The organism is Streptomyces sp. NPDC051740, from assembly GCF_044453165.1.
Lineage (GTDB): Bacteria > Actinomycetota > Actinomycetes > Streptomycetales > Streptomycetaceae > Streptomyces > Streptomyces atrovirens.
In genome coordinates, this window is the sequence record NZ_JBITCL010000010.1 from 275,983 (window position 1) to 300,498 (window position 24,516).

Annotated in this window: 18 protein-coding genes and 1 pseudogene; 8 read left to right on the forward strand and 11 right to left on the reverse strand. The window is 71.9% G+C overall.

All coding sequences use genetic code 11. The annotated features are described in order from the left end of the window. Window positions 1-141: 141 nt before the first annotated feature. The 9 genes from ACIA6T_RS19380 to ACIA6T_RS19420 form a co-directional block, all read right to left on the reverse strand. Window positions 142-1,140 (reverse strand): sugar phosphate isomerase/epimerase family protein, encoded by a 999-nt coding sequence (locus tag ACIA6T_RS19380; RefSeq protein WP_399447693.1) that lies wholly within the window; start codon window positions 1,138-1,140, stop codon window positions 142-144. A gap of 14 nt (window positions 1,141-1,154) precedes the next feature. Then, window positions 1,155-2,363 carry a Gfo/Idh/MocA family protein gene (locus ACIA6T_RS19385; protein WP_399447694.1) on the reverse strand — a complete coding sequence of 403 codons (1,209 nt, stop codon included), beginning with the start codon at window positions 2,361-2,363 and terminating at the stop codon, window positions 1,155-1,157. An 80-nt stretch (window positions 2,364-2,443) separates the two neighbouring features. Then, a complete protein-coding gene (locus ACIA6T_RS19390) occupies window positions 2,444-3,490 on the reverse strand; it encodes a substrate-binding domain-containing protein (protein ID WP_399447695.1) in 1,047 nt (348 codons plus the stop codon). 17 nt (window positions 3,491-3,507) lie between these two features. Continuing rightward, the gene (locus ACIA6T_RS19395) at window positions 3,508-4,527 is read right to left on the reverse strand and encodes an ABC transporter permease (protein WP_399447696.1); all 1,020 of its coding nucleotides are present in this window, start codon (window positions 4,525-4,527) and stop codon (window positions 3,508-3,510) included. After that, window positions 4,524-6,041, reverse strand: coding sequence for a sugar ABC transporter ATP-binding protein (locus ACIA6T_RS19400; protein ID WP_399447697.1), 1,518 nt, complete (start codon window positions 6,039-6,041; stop codon window positions 4,524-4,526). The genes ACIA6T_RS19395 and ACIA6T_RS19400 overlap by 4 nt, the downstream gene beginning before the upstream one ends. 345 nt (window positions 6,042-6,386) lie before the next feature. After that, window positions 6,387-7,568, reverse strand: a complete 1,182-nt coding sequence (locus tag ACIA6T_RS19405; protein WP_073931305.1) for an ROK family protein — start codon at window positions 7,566-7,568, stop codon at window positions 6,387-6,389. Between the two features lie 210 nt (window positions 7,569-7,778). Further along, window positions 7,779-8,456 carry a GntR family transcriptional regulator gene (locus ACIA6T_RS19410; RefSeq protein WP_399447698.1) on the reverse strand — a complete coding sequence of 226 codons (678 nt, stop codon included), beginning with the start codon at window positions 8,454-8,456 and terminating at the stop codon, window positions 7,779-7,781. 144 nt (window positions 8,457-8,600) lie between these two features. After that, window positions 8,601-9,548 carry a beta-ketoacyl-ACP synthase III gene (locus ACIA6T_RS19415; protein ID WP_399447699.1) on the reverse strand — a complete coding sequence of 316 codons (948 nt, stop codon included), beginning with the start codon at window positions 9,546-9,548 and terminating at the stop codon, window positions 8,601-8,603. A gap of 257 nt (window positions 9,549-9,805) precedes the next feature. Continuing rightward, window positions 9,806-11,146: an OFA family MFS transporter gene (locus tag ACIA6T_RS19420; protein ID WP_399447700.1), complete on the reverse strand. Its 1,341-nt coding sequence runs from the start codon at window positions 11,144-11,146 to the stop codon at window positions 9,806-9,808. A gap of 178 nt (window positions 11,147-11,324) precedes the next feature. On the opposite strand from ACIA6T_RS19420, the pseudogene ACIA6T_RS19425 reads away from it, so the two are divergent. The 5 genes and pseudogenes from ACIA6T_RS19425 (at window position 11,325) to fdhD (ending at window position 17,906) form a co-directional block, all read left to right on the forward strand. Continuing rightward, a pseudogene (locus ACIA6T_RS19425) lies at window positions 11,325-12,295 on the forward strand (2-dehydropantoate 2-reductase). After that, a complete protein-coding gene (locus ACIA6T_RS19430) occupies window positions 12,292-14,235 on the forward strand; it encodes a molybdopterin oxidoreductase family protein (RefSeq protein ID WP_399447701.1) in 1,944 nt (647 codons plus the stop codon). The pseudogene ACIA6T_RS19425 and the gene ACIA6T_RS19430 overlap by 4 nt, the downstream one beginning before the upstream one ends. After that, window positions 14,216-16,183: an NAD(P)H-dependent oxidoreductase subunit E gene (locus ACIA6T_RS19435; protein ID WP_399447702.1), complete on the forward strand. Its 1,968-nt coding sequence runs from the start codon at window positions 14,216-14,218 to the stop codon at window positions 16,181-16,183. Before ACIA6T_RS19430 ends, ACIA6T_RS19435 begins: the two co-directional genes overlap by 20 nt. Continuing rightward, entirely contained in the window at window positions 16,180-17,040 is an 861-nt protein-coding gene (locus ACIA6T_RS19440) for a 2Fe-2S iron-sulfur cluster-binding protein (protein WP_399447703.1), read from the forward strand. The genes ACIA6T_RS19435 and ACIA6T_RS19440 overlap by 4 nt, the downstream gene beginning before the upstream one ends. Window positions 17,041-17,057: 17 nt before the next feature. After that, entirely contained in the window at window positions 17,058-17,906 is an 849-nt protein-coding gene (gene fdhD / locus ACIA6T_RS19445; RefSeq protein WP_399447704.1) for a formate dehydrogenase accessory sulfurtransferase FdhD, read from the forward strand. A gap of 173 nt (window positions 17,907-18,079) precedes the next feature. Here the strand turns inward: fdhD and ACIA6T_RS19450 are convergent, their stop codons facing one another. Next, the gene (locus tag ACIA6T_RS19450) at window positions 18,080-19,126 is read right to left on the reverse strand and encodes a bile acid:sodium symporter family protein (RefSeq protein WP_399447705.1); all 1,047 of its coding nucleotides are present in this window, start codon (window positions 19,124-19,126) and stop codon (window positions 18,080-18,082) included. A 144-nt stretch (window positions 19,127-19,270) separates the two neighbouring features. Between ACIA6T_RS19450 and ACIA6T_RS19455 the strand changes: the two genes are divergently transcribed. The 3 genes from ACIA6T_RS19455 to ACIA6T_RS19465 all read left to right on the forward strand — a co-directional run bounded on the left by ACIA6T_RS19455 (window position 19,271) and on the right by ACIA6T_RS19465 (window position 23,197). Next, window positions 19,271-20,152, forward strand: a complete 882-nt coding sequence (locus ACIA6T_RS19455) for a LysR substrate-binding domain-containing protein (protein ID WP_399447706.1) — start codon at window positions 19,271-19,273, stop codon at window positions 20,150-20,152. A 295-nt stretch (window positions 20,153-20,447) separates the two neighbouring features. Beyond that, entirely contained in the window at window positions 20,448-22,274 is a 1,827-nt protein-coding gene (locus tag ACIA6T_RS19460; protein WP_399447707.1) for an AMP-dependent synthetase/ligase, read from the forward strand. Window positions 22,275-22,408: 134 nt separating this feature from the next. Then, window positions 22,409-23,197, forward strand: a complete 789-nt coding sequence (locus tag ACIA6T_RS19465; RefSeq protein WP_399447717.1) for an aldo/keto reductase — start codon at window positions 22,409-22,411, stop codon at window positions 23,195-23,197. Window positions 23,198-23,351: 154 nt separating this feature from the next. Here the strand turns inward: ACIA6T_RS19465 and ACIA6T_RS19470 are convergent, their stop codons facing one another. Beyond that, complete coding sequence (locus tag ACIA6T_RS19470) at window positions 23,352-24,242, reverse strand: class I SAM-dependent methyltransferase (RefSeq protein ID WP_399447708.1); 891 nt, start codon at window positions 24,240-24,242, stop codon at window positions 23,352-23,354. Window positions 24,243-24,516 lie beyond the last annotated feature (274 nt).

Below are 24,516 nucleotides of genomic sequence, written 5' to 3' on the forward strand. Positions count from 1 at the left end.
GTTCTTCCGGGGCGAACACCCCTTGGAACAGGACCGGTTGAACTTTTTCCCAACTCAGGACAAAGCGGGATCCGGGCAGGCCGGACCGGGGACCGGCGGATGTTCCGGTCCCCGTCCCCGACCTGCCGTCGGGCGCGCGGATCAGCTGTTGAACGCGGCGTCGAAGGACGCGCTGGGCGGCTCGAAGTCGAACGCCTTGAGGCGGGTGAGCGCCTCGGGGGCGCCCTGGAGCCGGTCCATGCCGGCGTCCTCCCACTCGACGGAGACGGGGCCCCGGTAGTCGATGGAGCGCAGCATGCGGAAGACGTCCTCCCAGGGGACGTCGCCGTGGCCGGCGGAGACGAAGTCCCAGCCGCGCCGCGGGTCGCCCCACGGCAGGTGGGAGCCGAGGCGGCCGTTGCGGCCGTCGAGGCGCCTGCGGGCCTCCTTGCAGTCGACGTGGTAGATCCGGTCGCGGAAGTCCCACAGGAAGCCGACCGGGTCGAGGTCCTGCCACACGAAGTGGGAGGGGTCGAAGTTGAGGCCGAAGGCCGGCCGGCGGTCGACCGCCTCCAGGGCGCGTACGGTCGTCCAGTAGTCGTAGGCGATCTCGCTGGGGTGGACCTCGTGCGCGAACCGCACGCCCTCGGCGTCGAAGACGTCCAGGATCGGGTTCCACCGCTCGGCGAAGTCCTCGTAGCCGCGCTCGATCATCGACTCGGGGGCGGGCGGGAACATGGCGACCAGGTGCCAGATGGCGGAGCCGGTGAAGCCGATGACGGTGTCGACGCCGAGGAGGGCCGCGGCGCGCGCGGTGTCCTCGATCTCGGCGGCGGCCCGCTGCCGTACTCCCTCGGCCTCGCCGTCGCCCCAGATGCGGGCGGGCAGGATCGCCCGGTGGCGTTCGTCGATGATGGCGTCGCACACCGCCTGCCCGACCAGGTGGTTGGAGACGGCCCAGCACTTGAGGCCGTACTTCTCCAGGAGCTGGTGGCGGCCGGCGACGTAGGACGGGTCGGCGAGCGCCTTGTCCACCTCGAAGTGGTCTCCCCAGCAGGCGAGTTCGAGGCCGTCGTAGCCGAAGTCGCGGGCGAGTCGGCAGACCTCCTCCAGCGGCAGGTCCGCCCACTGGCCGGTGAACAGCGTGAAGTTGCGCGGCATGCGTATCCGTCCTCTCAGGCGGCGATCGGTGTGTAGACGGAGTTCTTCTCGGCGCTCTCCTCCACCGCGGCCAGGACGCGCTGCACCTGGAGCCCGTCGGCGAAGGAGGGTTCGGGACCGCGGCCCTCGGCGACCGCGTGGACCAGGTCGCGGGCCTGGTGCACGAAGGTGTGCTCGTAGCCGAGGCCGTGGCCCGGCGGCCACCAGGCCTCGAGGTAGGGGTGGTCGGGTTCGGTGACCAGGATGCGGCGGAAGCCCGCGTGCGTCCCGGGCTCGGTGCCGTCGTGGAACTCCAGCTCGTTGAGCCGCTCCAGGTCGAAGGCCAGCGACCCGCGCTCGCCGTTGAGTTCGATGCGCAGGGCGTTCTTGCGTCCGGTGGCGTACCGGGTGGCCTCGAAGGAGGCGAGGGCGCCGGAGGTGAAGCGGCCGGTGAACAGGGCGGCGTCGTCGACGGTGACCTGTCCGGTGCCGGCGGCGGTGACGGCGGCCAGGCCGCTGCTGGGCGCGGTGGGCAGCGGCCGCTCCCGTACGAACGTCTCGGTGAGCGCGGAGACCCCCGCGAGCCGCTCGCCGGACAGGTACTGCGCCAGGTCGACGATGTGCGCGCCGAGGTCGCCGAGCGAACCGGAGCCGGCCTGCTCGCGGCGCAGCCGCCAGGTCAGCGGGAACTCCGGGTCCACCAGCCAGTCCTGCAGATACGCGACCCGCACGTGCCGCAGTTTCCCGATCCGGCCCTCGGCCACCATCCGCCGGGCCAGCGCGGTCGCGGGGACCCGGCGGTAGTTGAAGCCGACCATCGCCAACTGCCCGCGTGCCGCCGCCTCTTCGGCGGCTCGGGTCATCGCCTCGGCCTCCGCGACGGTGTTGGCGAGGGGCTTTTCGCACAGCACGTGCTTGCCCGCGGCGAGCGCGGCGAGGGCGATCTCGGCGTGGCTGTCGCCGGGGGTGCAGATGTCGACGAGGTCGACGTCGTCCCGTTCGACCAGGGCGCGCCAGTCCGTCTCGGTCTCCGCCCAGCCGTGCCGGTCGGCCGCCGCGCGCACGGCGTCGGCGTCCCGGCCGCAGATCACGGCCAGTTCGGGGCTCAGCGGCAGGTCGAAGACGCGTGGCGCGGTGCGCCAGCCCTGGGAGTGGGCGGCGCCCATGAAGGCGTAACCGACCATGCCGATGCGCAGCGGTGGCTTCCCCGTCTCCGCCCCGTCGGACGCTTGCGGCTGTGCCATTCGGATGTCCTCCTCGTCGTCGTGGCGGGCGGGGGTGGGCCCCGCCCGGGGGGCTGGTCAGGCCCGTGGGGCGGGGCTCCTCACTTGAAGCCCGTGGACATGTACTGGTCCACGTTCTCCTTGTCGACGACGGCCGAATAGCAGGTCACCGACGAGGGGATCTCGAACTCGGCGAGGCCGCTCACGCCCTTGCCCTGGCCGAGGGCGCGGGCGAGGTCGATCGCGGAGGCGGCCATCGTCGGCGGGTACAGGACGGTGGCCTTCAGGACACCGTTGTCGGCCTTGATGGCCTCGAACGCGGAGAGCGCGCCCGCGCCGCCCACCATCAGGAACTCGTCGCGCCCGGCCTGTTCGATGGCGCGCAGCGCGCCCACGCCCTGGTCGTCGTCGTGGTTCCACAGCGCGTCGATCCGCGACTGCGCCTGGAGCAGCTGGGCCGTCTTGGCCTGGCCGGACTCGACGGTGAACTCGGCGGCCTGGCGGGCCACCTTCTGGATGTTGGGGTAGTTCTTCAGCGCGTCGTCGAAGCCCTGGGTGCGCTGCTTGGTCAGCTCCAGGTTGTCCAGTCCGGCCAGCTCGACGACCTTGGCGCCCTGCTTGTCCTTGAGCTTCTCGCCGATGTAGTGACCGGCGTTGAGGCCCATGCCGTAGTTGTCGCCGCCGACCCAGCAGCGGTACGCCTGCGGGGAGTTGAAGATCCGGTCGAGGTTGACGACGGGGATGCCGGCGCGCATCGCCTTCAGTCCGACCTGGGTGAGGGCCTTGCCGTCGGCGGGCAGGATCACCAGGACGTCGACCTTCTTGTTGATGAGGGTCTCGATCTGGCCGATCTGCTGGGCGGTGTCGTTGGAGCCCTCGGTGATCTCCAGGGTGACGTCGGAGTACTTCTCCGCCCGCTTCTTGGCGTTGTCGTTGATGGCGTTGAGCCAGCCGTGGTCGGCCTGCGGTCCGGCGAAGCCGATGGTGACCTGCTTGCCGGGCTTGTCGTCGGCGGCCGGCTGGTCGTTGGCAGCGGGCTCGTCGTCACTGGACTCGTTGCTCGTACAGCCGGTGACGAACACGCCGGCGGATACGGCGGCGGCTCCGAAGAGCAGTCCTCTGCGGCTTGCGAAAGGTGTCTCTGGCATGGCGGTGAACCCTTTCCTCAGGTCGTGCTCGCGGTACGGCGCTGGACCAGCACGGCGGCGACGATGATCGCGCCCTTGGCGATCTGCTGGACGTCGCTCTGCAGGTTGTTCAGGGCGAAGATGTTGGTGATGGTGGTGAAGATCAGGACGCCGAGGACGGAGCCGACGATGGTGCCGCGGCCTCCGGTGAGCAGGGTGCCGCCGATGATCGCGGCGGCGATGGCGTCGAGTTCGTAGAGGTTGCCGTTGGTGTTCTGGCCGGAGCCGGCCAGCACGATCAGCAGGAAGGCGGCGATGCCGCAGCACAGCCCGGACAGCAGGTAGAGGTAGAGCCGCTGGCGGCGTACGTCGATGCCGGCGAGCCGGGCGGCCTCCGCGTTGCCGCCGACGGCGACGGAGCGGCGGCCGAAGGTGGTCCGGTTGAGAAGCAGCCAGCCGACGACGGTGACCGCGGCGAACACCAGGACCAGCGGCGGGATGCCGAGCACGTAGGAGTCGCGCTCGCCGAGGTCGAGGACGCCGTCGACGGTGACGATCTGGGTCCGCCCGTCGGTGATCTGCAGGGCGAGACCGCGGGCCGAGGCGAGCATGGCGAGGGTGGCGATGAACGGGACCATCCCGCCGTACGCGATGAGCACCCCGTTGACCAGCCCGCACCCCAGTCCGACGAGGACGGCGGTGAAGAGGATGCCCGCGAAGCCGAACTCCTGGGTGGCGACCGTGGTCGCCCACACCGAGGCGAGGGCGACGATCGCGCCGACCGACAGGTCGATGCCGCCGGAGATGATGACGAAGGTCATGCCGACGGTGACGACACCGATGACGGATGCCTGGGTGAGGACCAGCTGGAGGTTGCGGGTGTCCAGGAACTGGTCCGGTTTGGTGATGCCGCCGATGAGGATCAGTACGGCGAGCACGCCGAGCAGCGACAGCGTGCGGACGTCGGCGCGGAACAACACGGCGCGCCAGGCGGGCGGTTCGGCGGCCGACGGCACCTTGGGGGCGCTGTCCCGCGGCGGGGAGACGGGCTGCGTCATGACGCCGGGCTTCCTTCCATGACCAGGTCGAGTACACGGTGTTCGTCGAGTTCGCGGGCGGGCGCCGTGTGGACGACGCTGCCCTCGCGCAGTACCAGGACGCGGTCGGCGAGGCCGAGCACCTCGGGCACCTCACTGGAGACCAGCAGCACGGCGAGGCCCTCGTCCGCCAGCCGGCGGACGACCGCGTAGAGCTCGGCGCGGGCGCCGACGTCGACGCCGCGGGTGGGTTCGTCGAGCAGCAGCACCCGGCAGCCGCGCAGCAGCCAGCGCGCGAGCACGGCCTTCTGCTGGTTGCCGCCGGACAGGGTGCGCACGGGCACGTCCGGGTTGTCGGGCCGCAGCGACAGTTCGCGGACCGCCGCGCGTGCCGCCCCCAGTTCGGCGCCGCGGTCGATCCAGCCGGCCTTCGCGAAGCGGGACATGGAGGAGACCGACACGTTGCGGGTGACGGACTCCAGCATCAGCAGGGCCTGCGCCTTGCGTTCCTCGGGGGCGAGCCCGAGTCCGGCGCGCACGGCGGCCCGTACGCTGCCCGGCCTCAGGGGGCGCCCGTCGACGAGGACCCGGCCGGTGTCCGGCTTGCGGGCGCCGTAGACGGTCTCCAGGATCTCGGAGCGCCCGGAGCCGACGAGTCCGGCCAGCCCGACGATCTCCCCGGGCCGCACCTGGAGGTCGAGCGGGGCGAACTCGCTCTTGCGGGACAGTCCTTCGACGGTGAGCACCGGTTCGCCCCGCGGGGCGGTGGTGGGCCGCTCCGGGAAGACGTACTCGACGTTGCGTCCCGTCATCAGCGCGACGACCTCGCGGGTCGGCGTCGACTTCGCGGGCAGCCCGCCGGCGACGGCCCGGCCGTCCTTCAGCACGGTCACCCGGTCGCCGATGCGCCGGATCTCCTCCAGGCGGTGCGAGATGTAGACGACGGCGACGCCGTCGGCGGTGAGGTCACCGACGATGCGGAAGAGGTTGTCGACCTCGTCCGGGTCGAGGGCGGCGGACGGCTCGTCCATCACGATGAGCCGTACGTCGTGGGAGAGCGCCCGCGCCATCGACACGATCTGCTGCTGCGCCGCCGAGAGTTCGCCGACCAGCCGGGCCGGGTCGACCTCGGGGTGGCCGAGCCGCTTGAGGAGTTCGGCGGTCGACGACCTCGCGGCCCTTCCCCGTACGACGAAACCGGCGGCCGTGGGTTCATGGCCGAGGTGGACGTTCTCGGCGACCGACAGGTGTTCCACCAGGTCGAGTTCCTGGTAGATGGTGGCGATGCCGAGGCGCATGGCGGCGATGGGCGAGCGCAGGGTGACGTCCTCGCCACGCCAGCGGATGGTGCCGGTGTCGGGCTGGTGGGCGCCGGCCAGCACCTTGATCAGGGTGGACTTGCCGGCGCCGTTCTGGCCGAGCAGGCAGTGCACCTCGCCGGCCTGGACGTCGAGGTCGACGCCGTCCAGGGCCCGGACTCCGGGGAACGACTTGGTGATGCCGGACATGCTGAGCAGCGGTGGTTGTGGTGCCATGCGGATTCCCCTCGGCGGGCGTACGGGCCGGTGTCAGGGCGATCCCCTTGCGGGGCAGGCGTTTTCAGGCAGGGCGGGGTAGGGCGGTGGCGGTGCCCGGTACGGGTGGGCTGTTCCGGTGCGGAGAAGGATGCGGTGGAAGCCGGTGCGGTGGAGCAGGTGCCGTGACGCGGATGCGGTGGTGCCTGGAGCGGGTGCGGTGGTACTCGGAGCAGGTGCCGTGACGCGGATGCGGTAGTGCCTGGAGCGGGTGCGGTAGTACTCGGAGCAGGTGCCGTGACGCGGATGCGGTAGTGCCTGGAGCGGGTGCGGCGGAGGAGCAGGCGGAGGAGCGGGAAAGGCTGCTTACGCGGGTGAGAACAGGTGGTCGCTGATGAGCCGGGCCGCGCCGATGACTCCGGCGGTGGGTCCCAACTCCCCCAGCACGATGGGCAGGTTGCCCGTGGCCAGGGGCAGCGAGCCGCGGTAGACCTGGGTGCGGATCGCGGCGAGCAGGGTGTGGCCGAGGCCGGTCACCCCGCCGCCGATCACCACCAGGCCGGGGTTGAAGAAGCTGACCAGGCCGGCGATGACCTGGCCGGTGCGGTTGCCGCCCTCGCGGATCAGATCGAGGGCGGTGGCGTCACCGGCCGCGGCCGCGGCGGCGACGTCGACGGCGCTGAGCGTGCCGTTCGCCTCCAGCCGGCCGGCGAGTTCGGCGGAGAGCCGCTGTTCGGCGGCCTCCATGGCGTCCCGGGCGAGGGCCGCGCCGGAGAAGTGGGCCTCCAGGCAGCCCCGGTTGCCACAGGCGCACGGGCGGCCGTCGGGCACGGCCTGGATGTGCCCGATGTCGCCCGCGCTGCCCGTCGTACCGCGGTAGACCTCACCGCCGACGACGATGCCGCAGCCGATGCCGGTACCGATCTTGACGCAGAGGAAGTCGGCGACGGTGCGGGCGACGCCCGCGTGCTGCTCTCCCATCGCCATCAGGTTCACGTCGTTGTCGACCATGACCGGGCAGCCGAGGTCCTGGCTGAGCGCCTCCCGCACGGGGAAGCCGTCCCAGCCCGGCATGATCGGCGGAGCCACCGGGATGCCCTCGGGGAAGCGGACCGGGCCCGGGACGCCGATGCCGGCGCCGTCGAACCCCTCCGCGAGCCCCGAGGCCTTCAACTTCGCCGCCATGGCGAGTACTTGCTCGAAGACCGCGACCGGTCCCTCGCGTACGTCCATGGGCTGGTTGATGTGCCCGAGGATCTCCAGCTCGGCGTTGGTGACGGCGACGTCGACCGAGGTCGCGCCGATGTCTACGCCGAGGAAACGCAGGTGCGGGTTGAGCCGGATGTTGTGGGAGCGCCGGCCGCCGCGCGAGGCGGCGAGTCCGTCGGCCACGACGAGATCCGTCTCCAGCAGCCGGTCCACCTCCACGGCCAGTTTCGACCGCGAGAGGTCGACCTGGTCGCCCAGCTGGGCACGGGAGTTGGGTCCGCCGTCGCGCAGCAGTCTGAGCAGTCGTGCCTGGTGGGCGTTGGCGGGTCGCGCTGTCATACGTCTCACGAGCCCCTCCCTGCCCCGATCGGTCTGTGCGCGCCGGATTCCGGCCACGTGTGTGGCGTTCCTTCGGATGGGAAAGTAGCAGCGCCTGCCGGAGGTGGGAAGAAGTCGCGCAGGAATTGCCCCCTACTTTTTCCACTCACAGGACAAAGGAGCCCGTGAGGGTGCGGGGAGAGACATCACAAAGCAACCGGAAAGGCGCACTCAGGACTTCGTGCGGGCGTGGTACGAGCGCCGGGTGTGCTCGGTGTGTTCGCGCATGAGCCGGGTGGCCAGTTGTTCGTCATGGGCGGCGACGGCCGCGATCAGCTCGCGGTGCTCGACCCAGGACTGCCCGCCGCGCTGCCGGGCGACGGGTGTGTAGTACCAGCGCACGCGCCGGTCGACCCGGGCGGCGAGCTCGGCGAGCACGGCGTTCCCGGCCAGCTCCATGATCTTGGCGTGGAAACGGGCGTTGAGGGCGACGGCGGCGTCCACGTCGTCGGCGTCGACGGCCTCGAGCCCCTCGGCCAGGATCTCCTCCAGGGCCGCCACGCCCGCCCCGTCGGCGTTGCTCGCGGCCAGCCGGGCCGCCTCGGCCTCCAGCAGCGTACGGACGGTGAGGAGCTGGTCGGCCTCCTCCTCCGTCGGCTCGTGCACGAACGCGCCCTGCGCGGGCCGCAGATCGACCCAGCCCTCGGTGTCGAGCCGCTGCAGCGCCTCGCGCACCGGCTGGCGGGAGACACCGAGGTGGCCGGCGAGTTCGCTCTCGACGAGATGCTGGCCGGGCTGGAGGGCGCGGGTGGTGATGAGTTCGAGCAGCGCCTCGTAGACCCGGTCGCGCAGCGGTCCCGGCCGTTCGAGCTTGGGCACCGCCCCCTGGGGCAGTCCGGTCGACAGCATCGCGGTCCCCCTCCTCGGCGGCGCCGTGCACCGCCGCGAACACCGGTGCACCGCAACGCCCGTAGTGATTGTCTTTCGTCTACAGTCTACGGCGCACAGGTACCAGGGGAACGGGGAGTCGGCCTCGTCACACTCGCGGCGGGCTCAGGGGCAGCGCACGACCTGTCCCGCGTACGACAGGTTCCCGCCGAAGCCGAAGAGCAGTACCGGGTCGCCGGCCGTCACCGCGCCCTGTTCGACGAGTTTGGAGAAGGCGAGCGGGATGCTGGCGGCCGAGGTGTTGCCGGACTCGGTGACATCGCGGGCGACGACGGCGTTGACGGCGCCGAGCCGGCGGGCGAGGGGTTCGATGATCCGCAGGTTGGCCTGGTGCAGCACCACCGCGGCGAGGTCCTCGGGTGCCAGTCCCGCCTTCTCGCAGGCCTGGCGGGCGACGACCGGCAGCTGGGTGGCCGCCCAGCGGTAGACGCTCTGCCCCTCCTGCGCGAACCGCGGCGGTGTCCCCTCGATCCGCACCGCGTGGCCCATCTCGGGCACCGACCCCCACAGCACCGGGCCGATCCCCGCCTCCGCGCCCGGGGCGCAGGCCTCCACGACGGCGGCCCCCGCCCCGTCGCCGACCAGCACGCAGGTGGTGCGGTCGGTCCAGTCGGCCACGTCGGACATCTTGTCGGCGCCGATGACCAGCACCCGGCTCGCGCCGCCGGCCCGTACGGCGTGGTCGGCGGTGGCGAGGGCGTGGGTGAAGCCGGCGCAGACCACGTTGATGTCCATGACGGCGGGTCCGGGCATGCCGAGGCGGGCCGCGACGCGGGCGGCCATGTTGGGCGAGCGGTCGATGGCGGTGGACGTGGCGACCAGGACCAGGTCGATCTCGGCGGGGGTCCGGCCGGCCGCCGCCAGTGCCTTGGCGGCGGCGTGCGCGGCCAGCTCGTCGACCGGTTCGTCGGGTCCCGCGACGTGACGGGTGCGGATGCCCACGCGGCTCGTGATCCACTCGTCGCTGGTGTCGACCATGCCCGCCAGGTCCTCGTTGGTGAGGACCCGGGCGGGCTGGTAGTGGCCGACGGCGACGATGCGCGAGCCGATCATGGGTGATCCCCCTAGTGGTTCGGTTGCGGGATGCACCAGTCTGATCAGTGACTCACGGGTACGAGGACAGGTGAAGTGACAGGAAACGGGCGCCGCGCTTGTCGGCTTCCATCAGCTCTCGAAGGACAATCCCGGCCGTCCGCGGTCACCCGGTGAACAGTTGCGTCGCCTTGCGTACGAGTTCGTACAGTCCGTAGGCGAGCGGCACTCCCACCCACAGCCAGGAGAAGGTGACGAGCCCGCGGCGGCCGGGGCTGCTAGGCGGACTCTGGCTGCTCTCGCCGGTCATCGGCGGCCTCCTTCGGTGTCTCGGGGCTGGGGACGTGGTGGCGGGGGTGGACGGGCCGGACCAGTTCGTTGGCGACGAAGCCGACGACGAGCAGCCCGATCATGATGACCAGTGACAGCCCGTACAGGGACGGACCGTGCCGGCCCGCCTCCTCCTGGCGGTCGGCGACCCGGTTCACGATCAGCGGTCCGAGCACACCGGCCGTGGACCAGGCGGTGAGCAGCCGGCCGTGGATCGCCCCGACCTCGTAAGTGCCGAAGAGGTCCTTCAGATACGCCGGGACCGTGGCGAAGCCGCCGCCGTAGAAGGAGAGGATCACCAGGGCACACAGCACGAACAGCGGCTTGGAGGAGTCGCCCAGCAGCCAGATGAGCGCGTACATCAGCGCGCCGGCGCCGAGGTAGACCCGGTAGATGTTCTTGCGGCCGATGAGGTCGGAGGTGGTCGACCAGCCGATGCGGCCCGCCATGTTGGCCGCCGACAGCAGGGCGACGAATCCCGCGGCGGCGGTCGCCGACACCGGTGCGGAGGTGTCCGCGAAGAAGTCGGTGATCATCGGGGCGGCCTTCTCCAGGATGCCGATGCCCGCGGTGACGTTCATGGTGAGCACGATCCACAGCAGCCAGAACTGCGGGGTGCGCACCGCCGAACGGGCCGAGACCTGCGGCCCCGTGACCACGGCGGGCCCGCCGCCCCCCGGGCGCGCGCTGCGCGGCACCCGCACCAGCACCACGCCGAGCAGCATGAACACGGCGTACGTCAGCCCGTGCACGAGGAAGGCGAGGGCGATGCCGGCGTTGTCGGCGCCGAAGGAGTCGAGCATCTGCGCCGACCAGGGCGAGGCGATCAGCGCGCCGCCGCCGAAGCCCATGATGGCGATGCCGGTGGCCATGCCGGGCCGGTCGGGGAACCACTTGATGAGGGTCGAGACGGGCGAGATGTAGCCGATGCCGAGACCGATGCCGCCGACGAAGCCGTAGCCGAGGACGATCAGCCAGTACTGCTCGGTGGCCGCGCCCAGTGCGGAGAGCAGGAAGCCGGAGGAGAAGCAGATCAGGGCGACGGTCATCGCCCAGCGCGGGCCCCGGCGTTCGACGAGGGTGCCGCCGAACGCGGCGGACAGGCCGAGCATGACGATGCCGAGCTGGAAGGGCAGTGCGCTCTGGGTGCCGCTGAGGTCGAGCGCGGACTCCAGCGGCGGCTTGAACACGCTCCACGCGTAGGCCTGGCCGATGGAGAGGTGGACGGAGAGCGCGGCGGGCGGGACGAGCCAGCGGCTCCAGCCCGGCGGTGCGACGGGGGGACTCATGAGTCCCCAACCGTAGGGACGGCTGGGGCCGTTGAGAAGACGGTTGAGCGGACAACCACTGGTACTGCACAAACCCTTGCTGGGGCCATCTCCATACTGTAGACAATATTTCGTCGACAGAGATTCGGCGGTTCCCGTGGTCCTCGGTGTCCCTCGACCGGACGGAGCTACCCTCGCCATGAAAGTCGCAGTCCTCGGCGCCGGGGCGATCGGCGCCTACGTCGGTGCCGCGCTCCACCGTGCGGGCGCCGACGTGCATCTCATCGCCCGTGGACCGCATCTGGCGGCCATGAGGCAGTACGGAGTACGGGTGCGCAGTCCGCGCGGTGACTTCACCGCGCACCCCCGTGCCACCGACGACCCGGCCGAAGTCGGCCCGGTCGACCATGTGTTCCTGGGTCTGAAGGCCAACTCGTACGCGGCGTGCGGGCCGCTGATCGAGCCGCTGCTGCACGACACCACGACCGTCGTGGCCGCCCAGAACGGCATCCCCTGGTGGTACTTCCACCGGCACGGCGGACCCTACGACGGCCGCCGCCTGGAGAGTGTGGACCCGGGCGGCGCGGTCAGTGCGGTGCTCGCCCCCGAACGGGCCGTCGGCTGCGTCGTCTACGCGGCCACCGAACTCGAACAGCCCGGCGTGGTACGCCATGTGGAAGGCACCCGCTTCTCCATCGGCGAGCCCGACCGGAGTGTCTCCGCGCGCTGTCTGGCCCTGGGCGAGGCGATGCGGGCCGGGGCCTGAAGTGCCCGGTCGAACCGGATCTGCGGGGCGACATCTGGCTGAAGCTGCTGGGCAACATCTCCTTCAACCCGATCAGCGCCCTGGCGCGCGCCACCATGCGGCAGATGTGCCTGCACGGCGGCACCCGGCAGGTCATCGAGACGATGATGGCCGAGACGCTGGCGGTCGCCGGGTCCCTCGGCTGCGAGGTCGGCGTCTCCATCGAGCGCCGGCTGGCGGGCGCGGAGAAGGTCGGCGACCACCGCACCTCCACGCTCCAGGACCTGGAGCGCGGCAAGCCGCTCGAACTCGACGTCCTGCTCGCGGCCGTCGTCGAGCTGGCGGGGATCACCGGTGTCCCGGTGCCCACCCTGCGCACCGTGCACGCCCTGTCGGACCTGCTCGCGCTGAGGAGCGCCGCATGAGGAAACCCGCCCGCAGGCAACGCGACCGAAGCCCGAAGACCTACACCCGTCTCACCCACCCCCTCGTCCGGGACTCGCGCGACGCGCCCTTCCGCCGGGCGAGCTGGGACGAGGCGCTGGAGCGGACCGCGCGGGGCCTGGCGGCGGCGCGCGGCGCGTTCGGCCTGTTCTCCTGCTCCCGCGCGACCAACGAGACGAACTACGTGGCGCAGAAGTTCGCCCGGGTCGTCATGGGCACCAACAACGTCGACTCCTGCAACCGCACCTGCCACGCCCCGTCCGTGGCCGGCCTGTCGGCGGCGTTCGGTTCGGGCGGCGGCACGTCGTCGTACGAGGAGATCGAGCACACCGACGTCATCGTGATGTGGGGCTCCAACGCCCGCTTCGCGCACCCGATCTTCTTCCAGCACGTGCTGAAGGGCATACACAACGGCGCCCGGATGTACGCGGTCGACCCGCGCCGGACGTCCACCGCCGAGTGGGCGGAGAGCTGGCTCGGCCTGAACGTCGGCACGGACATCGCGATGGCACACGCGATCGGCCGCGAGATCATCCACGCGGGCCTGGTCAACGAGGCGTTCGTCCGGCGGGCCACCACGGGTTTCGAGGAGTACGAGGCGCTCGTCGAACCATGGACGCTCTCCCTGGCCGAAAAGGTGACGGGCGTACCGGCGGCGGCCGTACGGGAGTTGGCGCACGCCTACGCCCGCGCGGAGCGCGCCCAGCTCTGCTGGACCCTGGGCATCACCGAGCACCACAACGGCACCGACAACGTCCGCGCCCTGATCAACCTGTCCCTCCTGACCGGCCACGTCGGCCGCTACGGCTCGGGGCTGCAGCCCCTGCGCGGCCAGAACAACGTGCAGGGCGGCGGCGACATGGGCGCGATCCCCAACCGTCTGCCCGGCTTCCAGGACATCCTCGACACCGGCACGCGGCTGAAGTTCGAGTCTGCCTGGGACACCGTCATCCAGCCGCACCACGGGCTGACCCTGACGGAGATGTTCGAGGCCATGGAGGACGGCTCCCTGCGGGCCGTCTACTGCATCGGTGAGAACCCGGCCCAGTCGGAGGCGGACAGCGAACAGGCGGTACGCCGCCTGCGGGAGCTGGACTTCCTGGTGGTCCAGGACATCTTCCTGACGAAGACCGCCGAACTCGCGGACGTCGTCCTGCCCGCGACCGCCGGCTGGGCGGAGACCGAGGGCACCACCACCAACAGCGAGCGCCGGGTGCAGCGGGTGCGCCGGGCCGTGGTCCCGCCCGGCGAGGCGCGCGAGGACATCGACATCCTCTGCGACCTCGCCACCCGCCTCGGCCACGACTGGAAGTACGCGGACGCCGAGGCGGTGTGGAACGAGCTGCGCTCGGTCTCCCCGGACCACTACGGGATGACGTACGAGCGTCTGGACGAGCACCAGGGCATCCAGTGGCCGTGCCCGAGCACGGGCGCGCTCGAACCGACGTACCTGCACGGCCGTCTGTGGGACCCGGACCCGGCCGGGCGCGGCAGGCCGGCCCCCTTCGGCATCGTGCGGCACGACCCGCCGGTCGACCTCACCGACGAGCGGTACCCGATCCGGCTGACCACGGGCCGGCGCCTCGACTCCTACAACACGGGTGTGCAGAGCGGCGGTTTCGCGTCTCCCCTGCGGCGCGGCGAGTACGTCGAGCTGTGCCCGGAGGACGCGGAACGCTACGGGGTGGTGGTCGGCGAGGAGGTGCGGGTGACCTCGCGGCGCGGTTCGGTGCTGGCGCCGGTCTGGGTGGACACGGGACTCCGGCCGGGCCTCGCGTTCATGACGTTCCACTTTCCCGACGAGGTGGACACCAACCGGCTGACGATCGAGGCGAACTGCCCGATCGCGGGGACGGCGGAGTTCAAGGCGTCGGCGATCCGGATCGAGAAGGTGAGCACCCATGGACCTGCACTTCGGTGACAGCAAGCCGACGGACGAGGAACGCGCTGCCGTCGACGCCCTGCTCGGCCCGCCCGAGTCCTCCTGGGAGGGCGCCGACCGCTCCGACGCGGACCTGCGCTGGGCCCGCGGCGGCCGTCAGGCCCGCGACCGCCGCGACCTGCTGCTGCCGGGGCTGCACGCCGTCAACGACCGGGTCGGCTGGATCAGCGAGGGCGCCCTGGACTACCTGTGCCGCCGCCTGACGGTCCCCCCGGCGGAGGCCTACGGCGTCGCCACCTTCTACGCGATGTTCTCCCTCCGCCCCCGCCCGGCAACGGTCCTGCACGTGTGCACGGACCTGGCGTGCACGGCGGCCGGCGCGACCGAGCTGTGCGCCGACGTGGAGGCCCGCCTGGGCCCGGAGTCCGGCGTCCAGGTGGAGCAGAGCCCTTGCCTGGGCCTGTGCGAAAGAGCACCGGCAGCACTGGTGATCCGGGCCGGCGAATCAGCCCGTCCGGCGATTGGGGACGAGGCCCGTTCAGGGCCGAACGGGGGGTCCGGGGGCAAAGCCCCCGGGGACGATGGGGGCACCTCCCGCTCGAGCGAAGCCGGGAGTGGGGGAGGGAAGGGGCGGCGGGGGCGAGAAACAACAAGGTCCACAGCCGTATGCGCCCCAGCCAGCCCCGAAGCCGCGATCCAGGCAGCCACCGCCCCCGAAACCGCACCCCCCGAACCCCCGCCCACCACCGCGGTCCCCCAGGCGGGGCACCCCGCCCTCACCCTCCTCCACCGCATCGGCACGACCGACCCCACCGACCTGGACGACTACCGGGCGAACGGCGGCTACACCGCCCTCCGCCGCGCCTTCGCCCTGGGCCCCGCCGCCGTCATCCGCGAGGTCACCGACTCCGGCCTCCTGGGCCGAGGCGGCGCCGCCTTCCCCACCGGCCGCAAATGGCAGGCCACGGCGTCCCAGCCGGACCACCCCCACTACCTCGTCTGCAACGCCGACGAATCCGAACCGGGCACGTTCAAGGACCGCGTCCTCATGGAGGGCGACCCGTACGCACTCGTCGAAGCCATGACGATCGCCGCGTACGCGACCGGCGCCCACCAGGGCTACCTCCACCTCCGCGGCGAGTACCCGCGAGCGACAGCCCGCATGGAACACGCGATCACCCAGGCCCGCGCCCGCGGCCTGCTCGGCGACGACGTCCTCGGCCAGGGCCACGCCTTCGACATGGAGATCAGACGCGGCGCGGGCGCGTACGTCTGCGGCGAGGAGACCGCCCTCTTCAACAGCATCGAGGGTTACCGCGGCGAGCCCCGTGCCAAGCCCCCCTTCCCGGTGGAGAAGGGCCTGTTCGGCAAACCGACGGTCGAGAACAACGTGGAGACCCTGATCAACGTCCTGCCCGTCCTGACCATGGGCGCCCAGGCGTACGCGGCGACAGGGACAGAGCACTCCACCGGCCCCAAACTCTTCTGCGTCTCGGGCAGCGTCGCCCGCCCCGGCGTCTACGAACTCCCCTTCGGTGCCACCCTGGGCGAACTCCTCCGCCTCGCCGGGGTCCGCGACAACCTCAGGGCGGTCCTCCTCGGCGGAGCCGCCGGCGGCTTCGTCCGCCCCGACGAGCTGGACATCCCCCTCACCTTCGAAGGCACCCGGGCAGCGGGCACCACCCTCGGCTCCGGAGTCGTCATGGCCTTCGACGACACCGTCCCGCTCCCCCGCCTCCTCCTCCGCATCGCCCGGTTCTTCCGCGACGAGTCGTGCGGCCAGTGCGTCCCCTGCCGCGTCGGCACCGTCCGCCAGGAAGAGGCACTGCACCGGATCGTCGACCGCACGGGCGCCGGCGCCGCCTCCGACATCACCCTCCTCCGCGAGGTCGGCCGCGCCATGCGGGACGCCTCGATCTGCGGTCTGGGGCAGACCGCGTGGAACGCCGTGGAATCCGCCATCGACCGTCTGGGGGCGTACGAATGACCGTGACACCGCTGGGGATCCCCCGCCGCCTGCTGGAGTTCACCCTGGACGGCGAGCCGGTCCGGGCGCCCGAGGGGGCGACGATCCTGGACGCCTGCCGGGCGGCCGGAAAGGACATCCCGACGCTCTGCGAGGGCGACACGCTCACCCCCAGGAACGCCTGCCGCGTCTGCGTGGTGGAGGTGGAGGGCTCCCGCACCCTGGTCCCCGCGTGCTCCCGCAGGGCCGAGCCGGGCATGGAGGTCCGCACCGGCACCGAGCGGGCCCGGCACAGCCGCAAGGTCGTGCTCGAACTCCTCGCGTCCTCCGTCGACCTGTCGACGACTCCCCGCGTCACCGAGTGGCTCAAGGAGTACGAGGCGGAACCGGACCGCTTCGGCCCGGACGCGGCCCGGCTGAACGAGGAGCCGAAGCTCGACAACGACCTGTACGTCCGCGACTACGACAAGTGCGTCCTCTGCTACAAGTGCGTGGACGCCTGCGGCGACCAGTGGCAGAACACCTTCGCGATCTCGGTCGCGGGCCGCGGTTTCGACGCCCGGATCGCCGTGGAGCACGACGCCCCGCTGACCGACTCGGCGTGCGTGTACTGCGGCAACTGCATCGAGGTCTGCCCCACCGGAGCCCTGTCGTTCAAGTCGGAGTTCGACATGCGGGCAGCGGGTACCTGGGACGAGTCGCGGCAGTCGGAGACGACGACCGTGTGCGCGTACTGCGGTGTGGGCTGCAGCCTCACCCTCCACGTGCAGGACAATGAGATCGTGAAGGTCACCTCGCCGCACGGCAATCCGGTGACCCACGGCAACCTGTGCATCAAGGGCCGCTTCGGCTATCAGCACGTACAGAACCGGGACTGAGCGGAACTGGTGGGAACATGGGACGAGTCACGGAACGACGCAAGGTGCTCCGCATCCGGGACGGAGCGGTGTCCAGCCGCCCGGACACGCTCGTCGCCGAGGAACCCCTGGAGATCCGCCTCAACGGCAAGCCCCTCGCCGTCACCATGCGCACACCGGGCGACGACTTCGCGCTGGCGGCCGGGTTCCTGGTGAGCGAGGGGGTCCTCGCGACCGCCTCCGACCTGCGGAACATCGTCTACTGCGCCGGGGCGACGGCCGAGGGCTCCAACACCTACAACGTGGTCGACGTGAAGACGGCCCCCGGCGTGGTGATCCCGGACATCACGCTGGAACGCAACGTCTACACCACCTCCTCCTGCGGTCTGTGCGGCAAGGCCAGCCTGGACGCGGTGCGCACGACGGCCCGCCATCCCATCGCGGACACCCCCGCGCTGCGCGTGGAGCCGGAACTGCTGGCGGGCCTGCCCGACCGGCTGCGCGCGTCCCAGCGGGTCTTCGACCGCACGGGCGGCCTGCACGCGGCGGCCCTGTTCGACGAGGCCGGCGAGCTGCTCGACGTGCGGGAGGACGTGGGCCGGCACAACGCGGTCGACAAGCTGGTCGGCCGTGCCCTGCAGAGCGGGGACCTGCCGCTGTCCCGGACGATCCTGCTGGTCTCCGGCCGGGCCTCGTTCGAGCTGGCGCAGAAGGCGGTCATGGCCGGCGTTCCGATGCTGGCGGCGGTCTCGGCGCCGTCCTCGCTGGCCGTGGACCTGGCGGCGGAGACGGGGCTGACCCTGGTGGGCTTCCTGCGGGGCGGTTCCATGAACGTGTACGCGGGTGAGGACCGTATCGCCCTGCGGGCCGCGGCCGCCCGGGGCTGACCGGTTCCCCTCGCTGCACGGCGGCGGGGCCCCGGCCGGCGGGGAGCGCCCCCTGCGCCGCGGGGCCCCGCCTCAGCGCGGGGCCCTTTGGACCCGGGCGGCTCCGCGGACCCGGGCGGCCGGTGCCCGGCCGCGACCGGACCGGCCGAAGAGCACCGGGGACGCGGTACCGCTCAGCCGGAACGCGTCCCCGTACCGGCCCCGGACCGTGCGTGTCCGGCCCGGTCCGGGACGGTGACCTCTGCCTCCCCGACGGGGTCGTGCGAGCGGCGCTTGGCGATCACCGCGCACACCATCAGCTGCGTCTGGTGGAACAGCATCAGCGGCAGCACGGCCAGCGAGGCCTGCGCCCCGAACAGCACGCTCGCCATCGGCAGCCCCGCGGCCAGCGACTTCTTCGAGCCGGCGAACTGGATCGCGATCCGGTCCTCCCGGCCGAACCGCAGCGCCTTGGCGCCGTACCAGGTCAGCAGCAGCATCACGGCGAGCAGGACGGCCTCGACGGCGAGCAGTCCGCCGAGCCGGGCGGGGCTCACCTGGTGCCAGACGCCCTGCACCATGCCCTCGCTGAACGCGGTGTAGACGACGAGCAGGATCGAGCCGCGGTCGACCAGCCCCAGCACCTTCCGGTGCCGGGAGACGAATCCGCCGATCCAGCGGCGCAGCGACTGCCCGGCGACGAACGGCACCAGCAGCTGGAGCACGATCCTCACCACCGACCCGGCGGAGAACCCGCCCCCGCCGCCGCCCAGCAGCGTCGCCGCGAGCAGCGGGGTGACGACGATGCCGGCCAGCGAGGAGAAGGAGCCGGCGCAGATCGCGGCGGGAACGTTGCCGCGGGCGATGGAGGTGAACGCGATCGACGACTGGATGGTGGAGGGGACCAGGGTGAGGAAGAGCAGGCCCTGGTAGAGCGGGTCGGTCAGGAACACCGGGACGAGTCCGCGGGCGGCCAGGCCCAGCACCGGGAAGACGACGAAGGTGCAGGCCAGCACGGTGACATGGAGCCGCCAGTGCTTCAGCCCGTCCAGGGCCTCGCGGGTGGAGAGCCGGGCGCCGTAGAGGAAGAACAGGAAGGCGATCGCGGCGGTGGAGGCGCCGGAGGCGATGTCCGCGCCGGTCCCCCGCGCGGGGAGCAGCGCGGCGAGGCCCACGGTCCCGAGCAGCAGCAGGATGTACGGGTCGATCGGCAGCCGACTCGGCCGGCGCAGGCGTTTCACGGTGCTCCACTTGCTCAGGTACTCGGTGCGCGGGTGTTCACGGGTGTCCCCTCCCCATCCTGCTCCCTCCCGCCGTGATCGGGAATCCGGTATACCGCTCTCACTGTCATCACGTTTCGCGATGACCGCCGCTACCCTGGCCGCATGTACGACCCGACGCGGCTGCGGACGTTCCTGTCGGTGGCGCAGACCCTGAGCTTCACGCAGGCGGCGCGGCGGCTCGGGCTGCGCCAGTCGACGGTGAGCCAGCACGTGCGGCGGCTGGAGGAGGCCACCGGGCGGCAGCTGTTCACGCGGGACACCCACTCGGTGGAGCTGACCGAGGACGGCGAGGCGATGCTCGGCTTCGCGCGGCGCATCCTGGACGTGCACGAGCAGGCGGCGCAGTTCTTCACCGGTACCCGGCCGCGCGGACGGCTGCGGTTCGGCGCGTCGGAGGACTTCGTGCTGACCCGGCTGCCGGAGATCCTGGAGCGGTTCCGGCACGAGCATCCGGAGGTCGATCTGGAGCTGACGGTCGAGCTGTCGGGCATCCTGCACGAGCGGCTGGCGGCGGGACGGCTGGACCTGGTGCTGGCCAAGCGGCGGCCCGAGGATCCGCGGGGCGAACTGGTGTGGCACGACGAGCTGGTGTGGATCGGCGCGCCGGGGCTGCGGCTGGACACCGGCCGCCCGGTGCCGTTGATCGTCTATCCGCCGCCGGGCATCACCCGCGCCCTCGCTCTGCGGGCGCTGGAGCGGGAGGGCCGGCAGTGGCGCATCGTGTGCACCAGCGGCAGCCTCAACGGGCTGCTCGCGGCGGCCCGCGCCGGGCTCGGGGTGATGGTGCACTCGCGCGGGCTGATCCCGCCGGGGCTGGTGCGGATGCCGGAGCGGGCGGGGCTGCCGGAACCGGGCGAGGTGGACTTCGTGGTGGTGCACGGGCGGCGCCGTCCCTCCGCGCAGGGCGCGGCGGACGCCCTGGCGTCGGCGATCCTCGCGGGCGGCGACCGGCTGCACCGGGGCGGGCAGGACGGGCGGCGGTGACGTTCCGGCCACCGCGCACGCTGGACCCGGTGGGGGCCGTGTGGCGCCTCAAGGGACGGTCATGAGGTCGTACGGATTCGGTGGAGATTGCTCCACCGAAACTTACTCCTCGGTCAGGTTTCTGTCCGGCCCTTCCCCATGTGAGCGCATTTTCCTCCCCTGACCAGTGCGGACGAGAACTCCGCCCGGCTCCCGCTCCCCTCCCGTCCTCCGTCCGCGTGGGGTAGCTTTCACGGCGCCGTGCGGGACGAGGGCGTCGCCGCACCATTCCGGCGCCGAGGAGCGGGGAGCGGGATTGCGCGAGTTCACCAGCCCTCCGTCGGCCTTGGAGCCTCCGGTGGGCGGTCTGGCCGACGTGGTCTTCCGGTACGCCGAGGAGGACCCGTCACGCGTCGCGCTCGGCCGCAAGGACGCCACCGGCCGGTGGCGGGACGTGACCGGCGCCGAATTCCGCGACGAGGTGCTCGCCCTCGCGAAGGGCCTCCTCGCGGGCGGCGTACGGTTCGGCGACCGGGTCGCGATCATGTCCCGTACCCGGTACGAGTGGACGCTCTTCGACTTCGCGCTGTGGACGATCGGCGCGCAGGTCGTGCCCGTCTACCCCACGTCCTCCGCCGAGCAGTGCCTGTGGATGCTGTACGACGCGGAGGTGACGGCCGCGATCGTGGAGCACGAGGACCACGCGATGACGATCGCCACCGTCATCGACCGGCTGCCGCGGATGCGCCGGCTGTGGCAGCTCGACGCGGGCGCGGTGCAGGAGCTGTACGACGCGGGCGCGCACCTCGACGACGAGGTGGTGCACCGGCACCGGCAGGCGGTCACCCCCGACTCCGTCGCGACGATCATCTACACCTCGGGCACCACCGGCCGCCCCAAGGGCTGTGTGCTCTCGCACGGCAGCTTCATGTACGAGGCGGACACCGTCATCGAGCGCTGGGAGCCGGTGTTCCACTCCCGCCGGGGCGACGAGGCGGCGACACTGCTGTTCCTGCCGCTCGCGCACGTCTTCGGGCGGATGGTGGAGGTCGCGGCGATCCGCGGGAAGGTGAAGTTCGGCCATCAGCCGCAGTTGAACGCGACGGCGCTGATGCCCGATCTGGCCGCGTTCCGGCCGACGTTCTTCCTGGCCGTGCCGTACGTCTTCGAGAAGGTGTTCAACGCGGCGCGGCGCAAGGCGGAGCGGGAGGGCCGCTCGGGGCCGTTCGAGAAGGCCGTCGAGGTGGCCGTCAGGTACGCGGACGCGATGGAGGCGAGGGCCTGGGGCACCGGGCCCGGCCCGTCCGCGGCGCTGCGGATGCAGCACCAGCTCTTCGACAAGCTCGTCTACGCCAGGATCCGGGCGGCGATGGGCGGCAGGATCCGGCACGCCATGTCGGGCGGTTCGGCGATGGACCGCCGGCTCGGGCTGTTCTTCGCGGGCGCGGGCGTGCACGTCTACGAGGGGTACGGCCTCACGGAGTCGACGGCGGCGGCCACCGCCAACCCGCCCGAGCGCACCCGGTACGGGACGGTCGGCCGGCCCATCCCCGGGGTCACCGTGCACATCGCGGACGACGGCGAGATCTGGCTGCACGGCGACAACGTCTTCGACGGCTACCTCAACAACCCCGAGGCCACCGACGAGGCCCTGCACGACGGCTGGCTGGCCACCGGCGACCTCGGTTCCCTCGACGAGGACGGCTATCTCACCATCACCGGCCGCAAGAAGGAGATCCTGGTGACCTCCGGCGGCAAGAGCGTCTCGCCGGGGGTGCTGGAGGAGCGGGTGCGGGACCATCCGCTGGTCAACCAGTGCATCGTCGTCGGCAACGACCGCCCGTACGTCGCCGCGCTGGTCACCCTGGACCAGGAGGCCGTCGAGCACTGGCTGGCGATGCGCGGCAAGTCGCGGATGTCACCGGCCGAGCTGGTGCGCGACGCGGATCTGGAGACGGAGGTGCGGCGGGCCGTGGTCGCGGCGAACACCCTGGTCTCGCAGGCCGAGTCGATCCGTACGTTCCGGATCCTGGCACAGCCGTTCACCGAGGAGCACGGACTGCTCACACCGTCGCTGAAACTGAAGCGGAGGGCGATCGAGAAGGCGTACGAGACCGAGGTCGAGGCGCTCTACCAGGCATGAATTTCCCGGTCAGGAATGCGCCACGGGCCGTGATCGTCGACGATGGGGGTAACACTTGTAGTACCTGACCACAACCGAAGGATCGAGAGCTCGTGAGCAAGGTCCCCCCGATCACCCTGAACAACGGCGTCGAGATGCCCCAGCTGGGTTTCGGCGTCTGGCAGGTACCGGACGCGGAGGCCGAGACGGCCGTGGCGACGGCGCTGGAGGCCGGCTACCGCAGCATCGACACCGCCGCGATCTACGGCAACGAGGAGGGCACCGGACGGGCCCTCGCGAAGTCGGGCGTCCCGCGCGAGGACCTCTTCGTCACCACCAAGCTCTGGAACAGCGACCAGGGGTACGACTCCACCCTGCGGGCCTTCGACACGTCCCTGTCGAAGCTCGGTCTCGAGTACGTGGACCTGTACCTGATCCACTGGCCGACGCCCGCCCGGGACCGGTACGTCGACACGTACAAGGCGTTCGAGAAGCTGCTCGCCGACGGCCGGGTCCGCGCCATCGGTGTGTCCAACTTCCTGCCGGAGCACCTGGAGCGGCTGATCGCCGAGACGTCGGTGGTCCCGGCGGTCAACCAGATCGAACTGCATCCGCATCTGCAGCAGCACGCCTCGCGTGAGTACCACGCGGAGCGGGGCATCGCGACCGAGGCGTGGTCGCCGCTCGGTTCCGGCAAGGGGATCCTGGAGATTCCGGCGATCGTGGCGATCGCGCAGAAGCACGGGCGGACGGCGGCGCAGGTGGTGCTGCGCTGGCATCTGCAGTTGGGGAACGTCGTCATTCCGAAGTCGGTGACGCCGTCCCGGATCGCGGAGAACATCGATGTGTTCGGGTTCAGTCTGGACGCGGAGGACCTCACCGCGATCAGCGCGCTGAACGAGGACCGGCGGATCGGATCGGACCCCGCGGACGTCAACAGCTGACACCCTGCCGGGGTGGGGCGGGGGTGGGTCGCGCGGCCCGGCGCTGACAGGGCGCCTCCCCCAGAGGGGGCACCCCCAGCCCACCCGTGCCGCCCTGGGGGCACCTCCCAGGCCCTTGAGGCACTGGGGGAGGCGCGACTGCCCGCGGAGACCGTCACACGGGCCGTACCGCCGTGTGGACCGTGTGGGCCGCCAGGACGAACACGTCGGGGCGGTGGTGCACGCTCGCCTCGTCGTCGGGGTCGAGGAGGCGGTCGAGGGTGGCGCGGTCGTCGGCGTCCAGGTCCTCGCCGATGACCTCGCGGGTGCGGGTGAGGGCGGCGATCACATGGGCACGGGAGCGGTCCGTGACCGGGGCGGGGAGGTCGAGGAGGAAGGTGCGCGAGCGGGCGTGGTGCAGGCCGGCCGAGGTCAGCAGGGCCTGCCAGTCCTCGACGACCGCCACCGAGCCCGGCAGTTCGGCCCGCATCCGGTCGAACCGCTCCTCCTCCACCGCGTTGATGCGCGCCTGGAGACCGGGCCGGCCGAACCCGATGTCGCGGGGCAGGAACCGGGCGGGCAGACCGCCCTCCATCACGGCCAGCGTGCCGCCGGGCGCCAGCCGCTCCGCACAGGCGGCCAGCGCGGCGGCCTGGTCCCCGAGGTGGTGCACGCTGCGGCTGGCCCACAGCAGGTCGGCCGGATAGTCCAGTTCGCCGAGCACATCGGGGAGTTCACCGGCGAGGGTGTCGAAACGGTCGCCGGCGCCCTGGCGCACGGCCCGGTCCCTGGCCCGTTCCAGCAGCGGTTCGGAACCGTCGACGGCCACGATCCGCGCGCCCGGGAAGGTCTCGGCGAACAGACAGGAGATGACACCGGGGCCGCTGCCGGCGTCCACGATCAGTCCCGGTTCCGTCACCTCCTTCGCCAGCCAGTTCAGGGCCCGCTCGTAGAGCGGTGTGAACAGCTCCGCCTCGGATTCGAGCAGGGGGGCCAGCTCGGCCCAGTCGTGGTCGTGCCCGTGCTGGTGCTCGTGCTTGTGGTGGTGGTCGTGGTGGTGCGCCATGGTTCTCAGCCTCTCCGCTCGGATGCCGCCAGAGTGCGACGACGCACCGGGAGCGCGCAAACGGCATTGCCGTTCCCGCAAAAGGGTGCCGTGCGGAGAGGCGTGCGGCGGGGGGGGGGGGGGGGGGGGGGGCGGGGGGGGGGGGGGGGGGGGGGGCGGGCCCGCGGCCCGGCGCGCCCGCCCCCCCCCCCCCCCCCCCCCCCCCCCCCCGCCCCCCGGCCCCGCCGGGCCCCCCCCCCCCCCCCCCCCCCCCGCGGCGGCGCGCGCCCCCCCC